Source organism: Roseomonas aerilata DSM 19363, from assembly GCF_000711725.1.
Lineage (GTDB): Bacteria > Pseudomonadota > Alphaproteobacteria > Acetobacterales > Acetobacteraceae > Roseomonas > Roseomonas aerilata.
Window position 1 is genome coordinate 48,199 of the sequence record NZ_JONP01000026.1, and the last position, 14,301, is coordinate 62,499.

Genomic DNA, 14,301 nt, shown 5'->3' on the forward strand with positions numbered 1-14,301 from the left:
GCATGGCCGGAACGCCCGCAGCCGGCAGCCGCTGGCGTTTCCTTGGCCGGCGGGCGCTTCAGGCACTGCCGACGATCCTGGTGATCGTCACCGTCAACTTCTTCCTTCTCCGCCTCGCCCCCGGTGACCCCGCCAGCGTCATGGCCGGGGAAGCCGGGGCCGCCACGCCCGAATACATGGCCCAGCTGCGCGCGCAGTTCGGCCTCGACCGTCCACTCGCGCTGCAATACCTCACCTATGTCCGGAACGTCCTGACGCTCGATCTCGGCTACTCCTTCCGCTACCAGGAATCGAATCTCTCGCTGATCCTGGGACGGATGTCGGCCACCCTGCTGCTTATGGGCGCCTCTGTCCTCATCTCCGTGGGGCTCGGCACGCTGCTCGGTCTGGTCGCCGCTCTCCGGCGGAACCGGATCGAGGCGGCGCTGATCCTTCTGGCGACCGTGCTCGCCTATGCCTCGCCAATTTTCTGGCTCGGCCTCATGTTCATCGTCGTCTTCGCCATCCAGCTCGGATGGGTGCCGACCAGCGGCATGACCACGGCTGGCGGGCCGGGTGGCGGCATCGCCTACGCCCTGGACGTGCTGCACCACCTCGTGCTTCCCGCGGTCACGCTCTCCCTGTTCTACATGGCGCTCTACACCCGGCTGATGCGCGCCTCCGTGCTGGAGAACCTGCGCATGAACTACGTCGTCACGGCGCGGGCGAAAGGGGTTCCGCCGAGGCGCCTCGTGCTGCGCCACGTGCTGCGCAACGCGGTGCTGCCGATCGTCACCATGGCTGGCGTGCAGATCGGCGGCGCGCTCGGCGGCTCGGTCGTCGTGGAATCCGTCTTCGGCTGGCCCGGCCTGGGTCAGCTTGCCTTCGAGGCCCTCTTCTCACGCGACCTGAACCTGCTCATGGGCATCCTCACGCTCAGCTCCGTGGTGGTCATCCTGGCGAACCTGCTGGTGGACCTCGTGCATTCCATCATCGATCCCCGCGTGGCGCTGGCCTGATGCGGATGCCCCCGGCGTTCCGCCGCTTCCTGCGCCAGCCCGCGGCCGTCGCCGGCGCGCTCTTGCTGTTCGCCGTCATCGCCCTCGCCGCCTCGGCCGACATCCTCTATCCCGAGGATCCCTTCGAAATCGTCGGCCGCCCCTATCTTCCACCCTTCAGCGGTGAGTTCCTCCTCGGCACGGACACGCTCGGCCGCGACCTTGCATCCGGCATCGTCCACGGGGCGCGCGTCTCCCTCCTGATCGGCGCGCTGGCCGCGCTCGTGGTGACGGCCATCGGCGTGCTAGTCGGTGGCGCGGCCGGGTATCTCGGCGGCAAGGTGGACGCGCTGCTCATGCGCCTCACCGAGCTGTTCCAGACCATTCCCTCCTTTCTCTTCGCCATCGTGCTCGTCGCCATCATGGAACCCTCGCTGAAGGCGCTGCTCATCGCCATCGTCGTCGTCTCCTGGGCGCCGCTCGCGCGGCTGGTGCGCGCGGAAGTGGCAGGCCTGCGCAGTCGTGACTACGTGCAATCCGCCATCGCGATCGGCATGGGTGACGCGGGCGTCCTGGCTCGTCAGATCCTGCCGAACGCCTTACCCGCGATCCTCGTCGCGGCATCCGTTATGGTAGCTACAGCCATCCTGTTCGAATCCGGCCTCTCCTTCCTCGGGCTCGGCGATCCGAATATCATGAGCTGGGGCCTGATGATCGGCGCCGGGCGCTCGGCCATCCGCACGGCCTGGTGGATGTCCGGCATCCCCGGCATCGCCATCCTTCTCACCGTCCTCTCGATCAACCTCGTCGGGGATGGCCTGAACGAGGCGCTGAACCCGCGCGCGGCAGGCGCCACATGAGCGCGTCCACCGGCGAGCCCGTGCTGCGGGTTGAAGGCCTGCGCACGGTCGTCGAGACGCCGCGGGGCACGGTCACCGCCGTCACCGACATGGACCTCTCCGTCCATGCCGGTGAGACGGTGGCGGTGGTCGGCGAGTCCGGCTCGGGCAAGAGCGCCTTCGCCTATTCCATCATCCGCCTCGTCCAGCCGCCGGGGCGGGTCGCTGCCGGGCGTATCCTACTCGGCGGGCGCGATATCCTACCGCTCGATGAGGCCGCGATGCGCGACATACGCGGCCGCGAGATGGCGATGGTTTTCCAGGAACCTTCCACAAGCCTCAACCCACTCATGCCCGTCGGTGCGCAGGTTGCTGAGGCGATCCTGCTGCACGAGAAGGACGTGACGCGCGCGCACGCCCGCGCGCGGACTCTCGATCTTCTGCGCCTGGTCGGCATCCCCGCGCCGGAGCGACGCGTGGACGAGTACCCGCACCAGCTCTCCGGCGGCATGCGGCAGCGCATCGTCATCGCCATGGCCCTCGCCTGCCGCCCCGCCCTCCTGCTGGCGGACGAGCCGACCACCGCGCTCGACGTGACCGTGCAGGCGCAGGTGCTCGACCTTATCGACCGGCTGAAGGCAGAACTGGGTATGGGCGTCGTGCTTATCACGCACGACCTCGGCCTCGTGGCGGATCACGCGCAGCGCGTCGCCGTCATCTATGCTGGGCGGAAGGTGGAGGAAGGGCCGGCGGAGGCGGTGTTGTCGGACCCCGCGCATCCCTATACCCGCGCCCTCCTCGCCTGCCGTCCGGATCCCTGGCAGGACGCCTCTCAGCCGCTGGTCGAAATCCCCGGCGTGGTGCCGCCTCCCCTCGCACGGCCGCCCGGCTGCGCCTTCGCGCCGCGCTGCGCCATGGCGGAGCCGGCCTGCCGGAGCGTGATCCCCACCCTCAATCCGATCGGCCCGGGGCGGCAGGTCGCCTGCCTTGTCGCCAGCCGCGAGAGGGCCGCGGCATGAGCGGCACGGAACAGCTCCTCACCGTGCGCGGGCTTCGCAAGTATCACCGCACCGCTGCCGGCACGGTGCACGCGGTGGACGGCGTGGACCTCGACATAGCGCCCGGCGAGGTTCTCGGCCTCGTCGGAGAATCCGGCTGCGGCAAGTCCACGCTCGGCCGCACCCTCAACGGGCTGGACGCCGCGGAGGAGGGCTCCATCCGCTTCCAGGGCGCGGAGTTGGTAGGGCTCGGCCGCCGCGCGCTCCGCCCGCACCGGCGCGAGATGCAGATGGTCTTCCAGGACCCCTTCGGCTCCCTCAATCCGCGCGACAGCATCGGCACCATCCTGCAGGACCCGCTGCGCGTGCACGCCGTCGGCCGGCGTGCCGAACGCATGAGCATGGCGGCCGCCCTGCTGGAGCGTGTCGGCCTGAGCGCCGCCGACCTCGACCGCTACCCGCACGAGTTCAGCGGCGGGCAGCGCCAGCGCATCAGCATCGCCCGCGCCATTGCGCTGCGACCGCGCCTGGTGATCTGCGACGAAGCGGTCTCCGCGCTCGACGTCTCCATCCAGGCGCAGATCGTCAACCTCCTGCGCTCGCTGCAGCGGGAGTTCGGCCTATCCTACCTCTTCATCTCCCACGACCTCGCGGTCGTCGGCTATCTCTCGGACCGGATCGCCGTGATGTATCTCGGGAAGATCGTGGAGATCGGGCCCAAGGCCTCGCTGCTGGAACGGCCCCGCCATCCCTACACGCGCGCCCTCTTCTCCGCCCTTCCCGGACGAAGCGGCGACCGGGCGGAGCGGCATGCATTACGCGGCGAGCCACCGAGCCCCCTCGACCCGCCGCAGGGCTGCCGCTTCCATCCCCGCTGCCCCATCGCCGTGGAGCGCTGCCGTGTCGAGCAGCCAGCCGCGCGCGAACTCGCCCCCGGCCACGCCGCGGCCTGCCACCTGGCCGCCTGAGAACGTCACGAGCCATCGCCATGCCCGAGCAGCCCCTCGCCCGGACCGAAACCGGGATCGGCCATTCCGTTCGCCGCCGCGAAGACCAGCGCCTCCTGCGCGGCCAGGGCCGCTTTGTCGGGGACATGACGGTGCCTGGCCAGTTGCACGCCGCCTTCCTGCGCTCGCCCCACGCCCACGCGCGGATCCTTCGATTGCGGACGGAAACAGCGCGGGCGATGTCGGGAGTTGTCGCGATCTTCACCGGGACCGATCTGCGCACCGCGGGCGTGGGCAGCCTCCCCTCGGGTTGGGTGGTCCGGGACCGCGCTGGCCGACCGAACGCGGAGCCGCCGCACTACCCCCTCGCGACAGACAAGGTGCGGCATGTCGGCGAGCCATTGGCCGTCGTGATCGCCGAGACACAAGCAGCGGCGCGCGACGCGGCGGAGGCGATCGAGGCGGATTACGAGGTGCTGGACGCGGCGGCCGATCTCGGCACTGCCCTGGCGGCGGAGGCGCCGCGCGTCTGGGACCACCTGCCAGGCAATCTCTGCTGCGACTGGGAGATTGGCGACCTCGCGGCCGTCGAGGCAGCCTTCGCCCGTGCCGCGCACCGGGTTCGCCTCACCCTCACAAACAACCGGCTCGTGCCGGCGCCGATGGAGCCGCGCGCAGCCCTCGCGACCCATGACACGGCGATGGGCACCACCACGCTCTGGACCACGAGCCAGAACCCGCACACCGTCCGCGGCACGCTCTGCGGCAGCGTGCTGAACATCCCGGAAACGGACCTTCGCGTCGTCTCGCCCGATGTCGGCGGCGGCTTCGGCACCAAGATCTTCCTCTACCCCGAGGAGACAACGCTCACCTGGGCCGCCCGCCGGCTCGGCCGCGCGATCCGCTGGGTGGGCGATCGCACGGAATCCTTCCTGACGGACGTGCAGGGCCGCGACCATCGCACGGAGGCCGAGCTCGCGCTCGATGCGGAGGGCACCTTCATCGGGCTCCGCGTCGTGACGCTCGCGAATGTCGGCGCCTATCTCACGGGCGGCGCCACCGCCATTCCCACCTATTACTACGCCCCGCTGCTCGCGGGCGTGTACCGGACGCCCGCGATCTGGTGCAACGTGAAGCTCACCTTCACCAACACCGTCAGCGTGGACGCCTATCGCGGTGCCGGCCGGCCGGAGGCAAGCTACGTGCTGGAGCGGCTGGTGGACGAGGCCGCGAAGGTCACGGGCATCGACCGCGTGGCGCTCCGCCGGCGGAACTTCATCGGGGCGGACCAGTTCCCCTACGCCACGCCGCTCGGCCTCGAATACGACTCCGGCGACCATGAATCGACGCTTCGCCTCGCACTTGAGGCGGCGGACCTGGACGGCTTCCCCGCCCGCAAGGAGGAGGCGCGTCGCCGCGGCCGCCTTCGCGGCTTCGGCATCTCCACCTACGTGGAAATCGCGGGCGGCACACCGTCCCGCGTGGTGGGACAGCTCGGCGGGCGCGGCGCGCGCTCGGAATCGGCGCAGGTCCGCGTGCATCCGAGTGGCGCCGTCACGGTCTTCAGCGGCGCACACAGTCACGGCCAGGGCCACGAGACGACCTTCGCCCAGATCGTGGCGGATCGACTTGGTGTGCCCTTCGAGCGCGTGCGGCTCGTGCAGGGCGACACGGATCAGGTCCCCTTCGGCCGGGGCACGGCCGCCTCGCGTTCGCTCGTCGTCGGCGGCTCCGCCATCGTCAAGGCGATGGACAAGATCGTCGCCAAGGGCCGGCGCATCGCGGCGCACCGGCTCGAGGCCTCGGCCGAGGACATCGTCTTCGAGCCGGGTCTCTTCCGCGTGGACGGCACGGACCGCGCGATGACCTTCGCCGAGGTTGCCCGCGCCGCCTACACGCCGCACGACTACCCCATCGACGAGATCGAGCCCGGTCTGGACGAGACCGCCTTCTACGACCCGAAGAACTGGACCTATCCCGGCGGCTGCCATGTTTGCGAATTGGAGGTCGACCCAGAGACAGGCGAGGTCGCGCTCGAGAAGGTGGTGGCGGTGGACGACCTCGGCGCCATCATCAACCCGATGATCGTGCACGGGCAGGTGCATGGCGGCTTGGCCCAGGGCGCAGGCCAAGCGCTGCTGGAGGGCTGCTGCTTCGACGAGGCCGGGCAGATGCTGACCGCCAGCTTCCAGGACTACGCCATGCCCCGCGCGCACGACCTTCCCGCCTTCACGGTGCTGACACACGGCACGCCCTGCGAGCACAACCCGCTGAAGGCGAAGGGCTGCGCGGAGGTCGGCTCGGTCGGGCTTCCGCCGGCCGTCGTGAACGCGCTCCTCGATGCACTGCGCGAGGCCGGCGTCCGCGACATCTCGATGCCCGCCACCCCGCAGCGGGTCTGGCAGGCGATCCAGAATGCATCTCACACCTCGACGGCGAGGCTATAACGCCCCTCCGCTTCTAGAGGGACGCCGATGCCAGGGCCCAGAGCCGCCACGCCCCAGGCCGAGCCGCGCCGGCCCCGCATCGCCGCGGCCGAACGCGAGCGCATGATCGTCGATGCGGCCATCGGCTTCTTCGCGGAGGAAGGCTTCTCCGGGCAGACGCGCCAGCTCGCCCAGTCGCTGGGGATATCGCACTCGGTGCTCTACCGGCATTTCCCGGGAAAGCAGGAGCTGATCGCGACCGTCTGCACCGAGCTGTTCGAGCGCCGCTGGCGCGAGGAATGGATAGAGATCCTGCGTGACCCCGCCGTCTCGCTGGAGGAACGCCTCCTGCGCTTCTACCAGGAAGCTGGAACGCTCCTGCTCGCGCCGGAATGGATGCGGATCGCTGTGATGACCGGCCTTTCGGGCGCGGCCACACCGTCCGGGCTGAGCAGCCTCCTGCAGGACAGAATTATCCATCCGCTCGCCGACGCCATCCAGGCCGAAGGGTCCGATCGCCCCCTGCCGCGCAACATCGCCGAGGAACGTGCTTGGGCACTGCACGGCCGTGTCTTCTATCTTGGCGCACGCGGCGCGATCTGGCGCGGCGCCACGCCCCGCAGCCAGGACGAAGCCTTGGCTGTCGCGATCGCCGGCTTCTGCCGCGGTGCCCGCGCGCTGGCGCAGGCCGAGACTTGAGCAGCAACCGCGTGCCACCGCGGGCGCAGCGCCTAGCGCCCGAGGAACGTGAGCGAAGGATCGTTGCCGGTGCCATCGCGTATTTCGCCGAGCATGGCCTCGATGCGCAGCTCCGCGACCTCGCGCATCATCTCGGCGTCACGCACCCGCTTCTCTACCGCTACTTCGCGACGAAGGAGGCACTGATCGAGCGCGTCTACGAGGAGTTCTACGCCACCCGCTGGCAGGGTGCCTGGGACACGCTGCTCCGGGATGCCGGCCTGCCGCTGGAGGAACGGCTGACGCGCTTCTACGCCGCCTATCTCGACGCCCTCGAGGACGGCCCCTGGTTGCGGATCTTCGCCTTCTCCGGCCTGGGCAACCAGAAGGCCAGCCAGCACTACATGGCCTCCATCCGTGCACGCGTCATCCAGCCGGTCGCGGCGGCGCTGGAAGGGCGGCCACCCGGCGGCGCGCTCCGCCCCGGGCCAGTCGCGGTCGAGCTCGCCTGGGCCCTTCACGGCGAGCTCTGCTTCGGCCCCATCCGCCATCGCCTGCTGGGGCTGCCACAGGAGCGGCTGAGCGAGGAGGATATCCGCCGGCGCGTCATCGCTTGGCTCGGCGGGTGGTTGCCCGCGCCTCAATGACCCGAGCGCAGTGCCTTCGACAAACCCTCCACTGAATAGGGCTTGTTCAGCAGGTGGAAGTCGCGCGCGCCGCCCTTCGCGAGCACGTGGCTGTAGCCGCTGGTCAGCACGATGCGCAGTTTGGGCCAGCGGCGCCGTATCTCATGGCCGAGCTCGACCCCGTTCATGCCCGGCATGACCACGTCGGAGAAAACCGTGTCGAAGCGGCCAGCCTCGCGCTCCAGTATGCCGAGCGCGACCTGCGCGTTCGGCGCCCAGGTGGCCGCATAGCCGAGGTCTTCCAGCAGCTGCCTCGCGAACTCCCCGACCTGCGTATTGTCCTCTACCAGCAGCACGTTCCGGCGCCCGGCCTCCGGCCCACCAGCCTCGGCGGCCTGGTTCCTCACTTCGCCCTTCGGCCTCGCTGCCACCCGTGGCAGGTAGACCGTGAAGGTCGTGCCCCGGCCCACCTGGCTCTCGACCAGCAACTCGCCGCCAGACTGCTTCGCGAAGCCATAGACCTGCGAAAGCCCGAGCCCGGTTCCCTTCCCCACCTCCTTCGTTGTGAAGAACGGCTCGAAGATCCGCCCGAGCAGCTCCGGCTCGATGCCGCTGCCCTCGTCAGACACAGAAGCCGCCACGAACTCGCCCCGCGTTCCCGCATGTCCCCGCGTCGGGGGCAGCTCGGAGGCGAGCCAGGTGCGGAGCGCGATGCGCCCGCCACCCTCCATCGCGTCGCGCGCGTTCACCGCAAGGTTCACCAGGGCCGTTTCGAACTGGTTCGGGTCGGCCTCTACGGCGCAGCCCTCGCACTCGATGCTCGTTTCGATGGTTATACGTGCGCCCACCAGCGGGCGGATGAGGTCGGTCACCGCCTGCACCCGCTCCCCCACGAGGAACACCTCTGGCTTGAGGGGTTGGCGGCGCGCGAAGGCGAGGAGCTGGCCGGTCAGCTTGGCCGCGCGGTTGGCCGTGTCCGAGATCGCCTCGACATAGCGTTGCTGCCGCTGCGCGGACAGATTGGGGCGTCGAAGAAGATCCGCCGAGGAACGGATGATCGTCAGCAGGTTGTTGAAGTCGTGCGCGACACCGCCGGTCAGCTGCCCCACGGCCTCGAGCTTCTGCGACTGGCGAAGCGCCTCCTCGTGCTGGCGCAGCTGCTCCGTCCGGCGGGCCACCGCGGCCTCCAGGTGTTCGTTGATCTGCCGCAGCTCCCGCTCCGAGCGCCGCCGCTCCGTGACGTCGAGCATGGCCCCGATTATCCGCAGCGGCTCGCCGCCCGGCCCGCGAACCATGAAGCCGCGGTCGAGCACGTCCGCATAGGTGCCGTCGGCCCGCAGGAAGCGGTACTCATCGGACCATCGGCTCGCCCCACCTTCGATTACGTCGTGGATCGAGCGATGAATCCGCTCCCGGTCGTCCGCGTGGATGTGCTGCAGCCACCAGTCTCCGCTCGAGACGCTGTCCGGCAACCGATGGCCAAACGCATCCGCCAACGCCTCATTCCATTCGACCCGGTTGCCCGGAAGATCCCAATCCCAGATAGCATCGTTGGTGGCGCGAACCGCCAGGCGGTGCCGCTCGTCGCTCGCGCGGCGCGCGTCCTCCGCTCGGTGCTGCTCCGTGATGTCAATGTTCATGCCGACCCATTCGCGGAGGCTTCCGTCCGGGTTCCGGATCGGAACCGCCCGGACGGTGGTCAGGCGCCACTCCCCGGAGACATGACGCAGTCGCAGCTCCGTCTCCAGCGGCGAACCCGTCGCCACGGCGTCCGCCCAGGCCTTCGCCACGCCTGCACGGTCGTCCGGGTGCAGGGCGTCCAACCAGCCCCTACCCAGCATCGCCTCCCTCGATTGCCCGGTGAGGGCGCGCCAGCTCGGCGAATCCTCTCGCGCCATGCCCTGAGCGTCGGTGGTCCAGACCGCCGCAGCGGAGGCGTCCACCAGGGCCCGGAAGCGTGCCTCACTCTCCCGCACCGCCTGCTCGGCCGCCTTACGGCCGGAGACATCGCGAAAATAGACGGAGAGCCCGCGCTCGCTCGGATAGATGCTCACGTCGACCCAGTGGTGGACAATCGGGGAAAGCGTCTCGATCTGAACCACGCGCCGTTCCCGCGCGGCGCGCAGATGCGCGGCATAGGCCTCGCTGCCGACAGCCTGCGGGAATTCCTCCCAGTAGACCTTGCCGATCAACTCGTCGCGCTTTCGTCCCCAAAGCTCCTCGGCTCGACGGTTGACGTAGGTGAAGCGCCAGTCGTGGTCCACGGCATAGAAGGCGTCGCTGATGCTCTCCAGGATCTCGCTCGTGCGGGTCAGGGAATCGCCCAGCGACGCCTCGGTGCGAAGCCGCCCGATCGCCAGGCCGAGGAGGTTCGCGACGGCCTTCACGAAGGCGAGGTCGTCTGGTCCGAAGTCCTCCGGATTCTGGCTGTCGGCCTCCACCACTCCCCAGGGCTTGCCGTCCGTCCGGATCTCGACGTTGATGGCCCGCCGGATCCCGTGCTCGGCCAATGCCGCCGGGGTGCGGAAGCGCCCCTCGGCCGAGAGGTGGCCGGAGATGACCGTCTCCCCGGTCCTGAACGCATATCCGGTGGGAGAGGCGAGGTCCGCGCCCGTCCTGTACCGGCCAACGATCCCCTCCCGCCAGCCGACGCCAGCCCGAACGAGAAGCTGATCCTCATGGGCGCGATATTCCATCACCTTCGCGAAAGGCGTGCGCAGCCCGAGTGCAACCAGCCGCGCTGCTTCCTGCAGCAGCGCGCCCAGATCCGCGCTGCTGAGAGCATAGGCGCCAAGCTCCGCGAGGATCTCCTGCTGCCTAAGGCGGAAGTGGAGGCTTCGATCAGCGACCTCGGGCCCCGTCCCGGGCTCCTCAGGGCGGGATCGGCCGCTCGTCTCGCCCTCGCTCATTCCCGGCCCGCCCGGGTGCGCCGCTTCGGTGCGCCGATCACAGCCGGGCGTCGCGGCGAGAGGCAGGTGAGCGCGGTGCTGGCGGCATGCAGCGCCAGGGTGAGCTGCTCGCGGGCGATCGCCGGCGGCGGGGCCGGGGCGACACGAGGATCAAGTTGGGCTGGCATTCGAGGGTGCACCTTCAGCGCCAAACTCGGGTGCTGGCGGATGGTTGCGTGATCGGAAGGCGTGGCTGCGCCCGGGCTCGCCGGGCGCGGCCCCGGCATCCTCCCGGACGCCTGCAACGCGCGGCGCGACGCTCTCGTTGCCGCTGCGGCAGCATCCGCCCCGCCCCCTTCCGGTGGCGCCGCAGCCGTTCCCCGCCCGGCCGGATACATGAAATCGCGCCCACAAGTCTTGCTTCCCGCGCCGATATCAGCGACCAGCCGCGACTGGAAACGTGATTTGCGGAGACCTGCCGTCCCCCCGGATGCGCGTGCCGCTGCCCCAGGCCGGAGCGACCAGCCGATGCAGACCATCTGGATCGATGTTGAGGACCTGTTCGACTACGCACGGGCAAACCCGCGCCCGAGCGGCATCCAGCGCGTCGAGTTCGAGATCTGCCGCTGCCTGATAAAGGCGGCCGGGGAGGGCACGGTGCGCTTCCTCCGCCATAGAACGAGCGGCACCGGCTTTCGGGCGGTTCCCTGGTCGGCCGTGGAAACTCTCTTCGCCGGGCTCTCCAGCCCTACCTTGGCCGAGGAGGGAGAGATGCTTGCTACAGGGACGCAGGCCGCCTCCATTCCCGAATCGATTGTCCCACCACCACCCCGCCGCCTGCGACGCCGCCTGCTGAGTTGGTGCGCCCGCCGGGTGCCCGAACGGGTGCGCCCGGCTCTCGGCAGCGCGGTTCTTTTGCAGATCAGCGCCCTGCGGCAGGCCGCGCAGGCCGGACAGATCGCCTGGCAGGCGATGCTGCAGGGCCGCAAGCCCGTGCTCCCCCAGCAGAAGCCGCTCGCGCTCGCCGAGGACAGTCCGGAGGACGCGGTGCCGGAAGGACCCGACGGCTTCCGCGATGCTCGGCCGGGCGACATCCTCCTCGTGCTCGGCTCGCCCTGGTTCCACCGGCGCTACGCCGAGCTGGTCGCCTCCGCGAAGCGGGAGAAGGGCATCCGCTTCGGCGTCCTCCTCTACGACATCATTCCGCTCCGGCGCCCCGAGTTCTGCGACCATACCCTGGTGGACCTGTTCAGCGGCTGGCTCGGTTCCACGCTGCCGCACGCGGACGTGGTCATGGCAATCTCCCAGGCCAGCGCGGACGACATTGCCCTCTACGCCCGCCAGAACGGCTGGAAGCTGCTGGCGCGGCCCGTTGCCATCCCCATGGGCACCGGCTTCGGCCATCCGGCTCCGGCAGTACGCCTGCCCGGCCGCGAGTATCCCGAAGCTGGCAGCTACGCCCTCATCGTCTCGACGATCGAGGCCCGCAAGAACCACCTCCTCCTTTTCCGCGTCTGGCGACGCATGCTGGAGGAGATGCCGCGCGAGAAGGTGCCTACCCTCGTCTTCGCCGGGCGCGTCGGCTGGATGGTGCAGGATCTCATGCAGCAGCTGAAGAACGCCGATTACCTCGGCGGCAAGCTGGTGCTGTTCCAGGACCCGACGGACGGGGAGCTGACCACTCTCTACCAGGGCGCGCAGTTCACCCTCTTTCCCTCCTTCTACGAGGGATGGGGTCTGCCGGTCACGGAGAGCCTCTCCTTCGGCAAGCCCTGCATCATCTCGAACACTACCTCCTTGCCCGAGGCTGGCGGCGCGCTGGCCCGCTACTTCGATCCCGAGAACACGACGGAGGCCTATCGCGTCGTGCGCGAGGTGGTGGAGGATCCGGAGGGCCTGCGCAACTGGCAGGCCCGCGTCGCCCGCGACTTCCGCCCGGTGGTCTGGGACGAAGCCGCGGCCGCTGTGCTGCGCGCCATCGAGCAGCCCGCGGAGGCGCCGGTCTAGGGACCGGCGCCGCGCCTCAGCGCCCCTTTTCCTTACGCCATGAGGCGAAGGCCTCGAGGTTCTTCGGGTCGGTTGCGGGGTAGAGGCCTGGCAGTCCCTGCCCGGCGCGCACGCGCTCGGTCGCGAAGTCCTCGTAGGCGGTCATCTCCACCGCCTCGGCCGCGACCTCGTCGGCGATGGCCGCGGGGATGACGATCACGCCGTCGCCGTCGCCGAGGATCACGTCGCCCGGGAAGACCGGCGCGTCGCCGCAGCCGATCGGCACGTTGATGTCGATCGCGTGGTTCAGCGTCAGGTTCGTCGGCGCCGAGGGGCGGCGGTGGTAGGTTGGGATGTCGAGCTGGGCGATCTCGGCCGCGTCGCGGAAGCCGCCATCGGTCACCACGCCCGCCACGCCCCGCACCATCAGCCGCGTGATGAGGATAGAGCCCGCCGAGGCCGCGCGCGCGTCCTTGCGGCTGTCCATCACCATCACCGCGCCGGGCGGGCAGGTCTCGACGCCCTTGCGCTGCGGGTGGCTCGGGTCCTTGAACACCTCGATCCCGTTCAGGTCCTCGCGCGCGGGGATGTAGCGCAGCGTGAAGGCCTCGCCGACCATGCTCTCCTCGCGCACGCGCAGCGGCTGCACGTCCTGGATGAACTGGCTGCGCAAGCCGCGCTTGAACAGGATGGTCGCGACGGTCGCGGTGCTGACGGTCTTCAGCCTCGCGCGCGTCTCTTCGGACAGGGCCATGCTCGGTTCTCTCAGTAGATGACGGGTTCGGGAACGGGCGCGCCGAACTCGGTGCGCAGGAAGTCGAAGTCGCAGCCCTCGTTCGCCTGCTGGATGTGCTTGCTGAACATGTAGCCGTAGCCGCGCTCGAAGCGGGGCTCGGGCGCCACCCACTCGGCCCGGCGCCGCGCCAGCTCCTCGTCGGAGACCTCCATGCTGATCGTCCGCGCGTCCACGTCGAGGGTCACGATGTCGCCCGTCCGCAGCAGGGCGAGCGGACCGCCGATGTAGGATTCGGGCGCCACATGCAGCACGCAGGCGCCGTAGGAGGTGCCGGACATCCGCGCGTCGGACATGCGCAGCATGTCGCGGTGCCCCTCGCGCAGCAGCTTCTTCGGCATGGGCAGCATGCCCCATTCCGGCATCCCCGGCCCGCCCTGGGGCCCGGCGTTGCGCAGCACCATCACCGTGTCCGGCGTGAAGGGGTAGCTCTCGTCGTCCACCGCCTTCTTCATGGAGGGGTAGTCGTCGAAGACCACCGCGGGGCCGGAGTGCTTGAGGAAGCGCTGGTCCATCGCCGCCGGCTTGATCACGCAGCCATCGGGCGCGAGGTTGCCCTTGAGCACCGCGAGCGAGCCCTCGCCGTAGATCGGGTTCTCCGTGGTCCGGATCACGTCGTCGTTGAAGACGCGGGCGCCCTCGATGTTCTCGCCGAGCGTCTTGCCCGACACCGTCACGCAGGAGAGGTCGAGGTGCTCGCGGATGCGCCCCATCAGCCCGCGGATGCCGCCGGCGTAGAAGAAGTCCTCCATCAGGTAGGCGTTGCCGGAGGGGCGGACATTGCCGATCACGGGCACGCGGCGGGAGAAGCGCTCGAAGTCCTCGAGCCCGATCTCCTGCCCGGCGCGGCGCGCCATGGCGATGAGGTGGATGATCGCGTTGGTCGAGCAGCCCATCGCCATGGCAACCGCGATCGCGTTCTCGAAGGACGCCTTCGTCTGGATGCGCGACGGCGTCAGGTCCTCCCACACCATCTCGACGATCCGCCGCCCGCTCTCGCTCGCCAGCCGGATATGCCCCGCATCCGCCGCGGGCACCGAGGAGCCGCCGGGCAGCACCATGCCCACCGCCTCGGCGATCGCCGTCATCGTGCTCGCCGTGCCCATGGTCATGCAGGTGCCGTAGGAGCGCGCGATGCCGCCC

12 protein-coding genes are annotated in these 14,301 nt (G+C 69.7%); 8 read left to right on the forward strand and 4 right to left on the reverse strand.

Annotated features, from left to right (window positions below; translation table 11 throughout):
- The first annotated feature begins 2 nt into the window (after positions 1–2).
- Genes BO39_RS22345 through BO39_RS22375 form a run of 7 tightly spaced genes read left to right on the forward strand, consistent with a single transcriptional unit; the run spans position 3 to position 7,512 of the window.
- The gene (locus tag BO39_RS22345; protein WP_043837679.1) at positions 3–998 is read left to right on the forward strand and encodes an ABC transporter permease; all 996 of its coding nucleotides are present in this window, start codon (positions 3–5) and stop codon (positions 996–998) included.
- On the forward strand, positions 998–1,837 hold the full coding sequence (locus BO39_RS22350) for an ABC transporter permease (RefSeq protein ID WP_342666335.1): 840 nt from the start codon (positions 998–1,000) through the stop codon (positions 1,835–1,837). Before BO39_RS22345 ends, BO39_RS22350 begins: the two co-directional genes overlap by 1 nt.
- Complete coding sequence (locus BO39_RS22355) at positions 1,834–2,835, forward strand: ABC transporter ATP-binding protein (RefSeq protein WP_043837681.1); 1,002 nt, start codon at positions 1,834–1,836, stop codon at positions 2,833–2,835. Before BO39_RS22350 ends, BO39_RS22355 begins: the two co-directional genes overlap by 4 nt.
- Positions 2,832–3,782, forward strand: coding sequence for an ABC transporter ATP-binding protein (locus BO39_RS22360; RefSeq protein ID WP_043837684.1), 951 nt, complete (start codon positions 2,832–2,834; stop codon positions 3,780–3,782). Before BO39_RS22355 ends, BO39_RS22360 begins: the two co-directional genes overlap by 4 nt.
- 20 nt (positions 3,783–3,802) lie before the next feature.
- Positions 3,803–6,208: a xanthine dehydrogenase family protein molybdopterin-binding subunit gene (locus BO39_RS22365; RefSeq protein WP_043837686.1), complete on the forward strand. Its 2,406-nt coding sequence runs from the start codon at positions 3,803–3,805 to the stop codon at positions 6,206–6,208.
- A gap of 27 nt (positions 6,209–6,235) precedes the next feature.
- Positions 6,236–6,886, forward strand: a complete 651-nt coding sequence (locus BO39_RS22370; RefSeq protein WP_052402460.1) for a TetR/AcrR family transcriptional regulator — start codon at positions 6,236–6,238, stop codon at positions 6,884–6,886.
- Positions 6,883–7,512 (forward strand): TetR/AcrR family transcriptional regulator, encoded by a 630-nt coding sequence (locus tag BO39_RS22375; RefSeq protein WP_052402461.1) that lies wholly within the window; start codon positions 6,883–6,885, stop codon positions 7,510–7,512. Before BO39_RS22370 ends, BO39_RS22375 begins: the two co-directional genes overlap by 4 nt.
- Here the strand turns inward: BO39_RS22375 and BO39_RS22380 are convergent.
- Together BO39_RS22380 and BO39_RS32810 are read right to left on the reverse strand one after the other, a co-directional pair.
- Entirely contained in the window at positions 7,506–10,400 is a 2,895-nt protein-coding gene (locus BO39_RS22380; RefSeq protein ID WP_052402462.1) for a PAS domain S-box protein, read from the reverse strand. The two genes, BO39_RS22375 and BO39_RS22380, sit on opposite strands and share 7 nt — an antisense overlap.
- Positions 10,397–10,567: a hypothetical protein gene (locus BO39_RS32810; protein WP_156963827.1), complete on the reverse strand. Its 171-nt coding sequence runs from the start codon at positions 10,565–10,567 to the stop codon at positions 10,397–10,399. The genes BO39_RS22380 and BO39_RS32810 overlap by 4 nt, the downstream gene beginning before the upstream one ends.
- Before the next feature lie 340 nt (positions 10,568–10,907).
- Between BO39_RS32810 and BO39_RS22385 the strand changes: the two genes are divergently transcribed.
- On the forward strand, positions 10,908–12,386 hold the full coding sequence (locus BO39_RS22385; protein ID WP_043837688.1) for a glycosyltransferase family 4 protein: 1,479 nt from the start codon (positions 10,908–10,910) through the stop codon (positions 12,384–12,386).
- Positions 12,387–12,402: 16 nt separating this feature from the next.
- On the opposite strand, the gene BO39_RS22390 is transcribed toward BO39_RS22385, so the two are convergent.
- Entirely contained in the window at positions 12,403–13,119 is a 717-nt protein-coding gene (locus tag BO39_RS22390; RefSeq protein ID WP_043830291.1) for a ribonuclease activity regulator RraA, read from the reverse strand.
- Between the two features lie 11 nt (positions 13,120–13,130).
- Positions 13,131–14,301, reverse strand: a 1,171-nt coding sequence (locus BO39_RS22395) for a dihydroxy-acid dehydratase (protein ID WP_043830293.1), incomplete at its 5' end; no start/stop codon positions are given.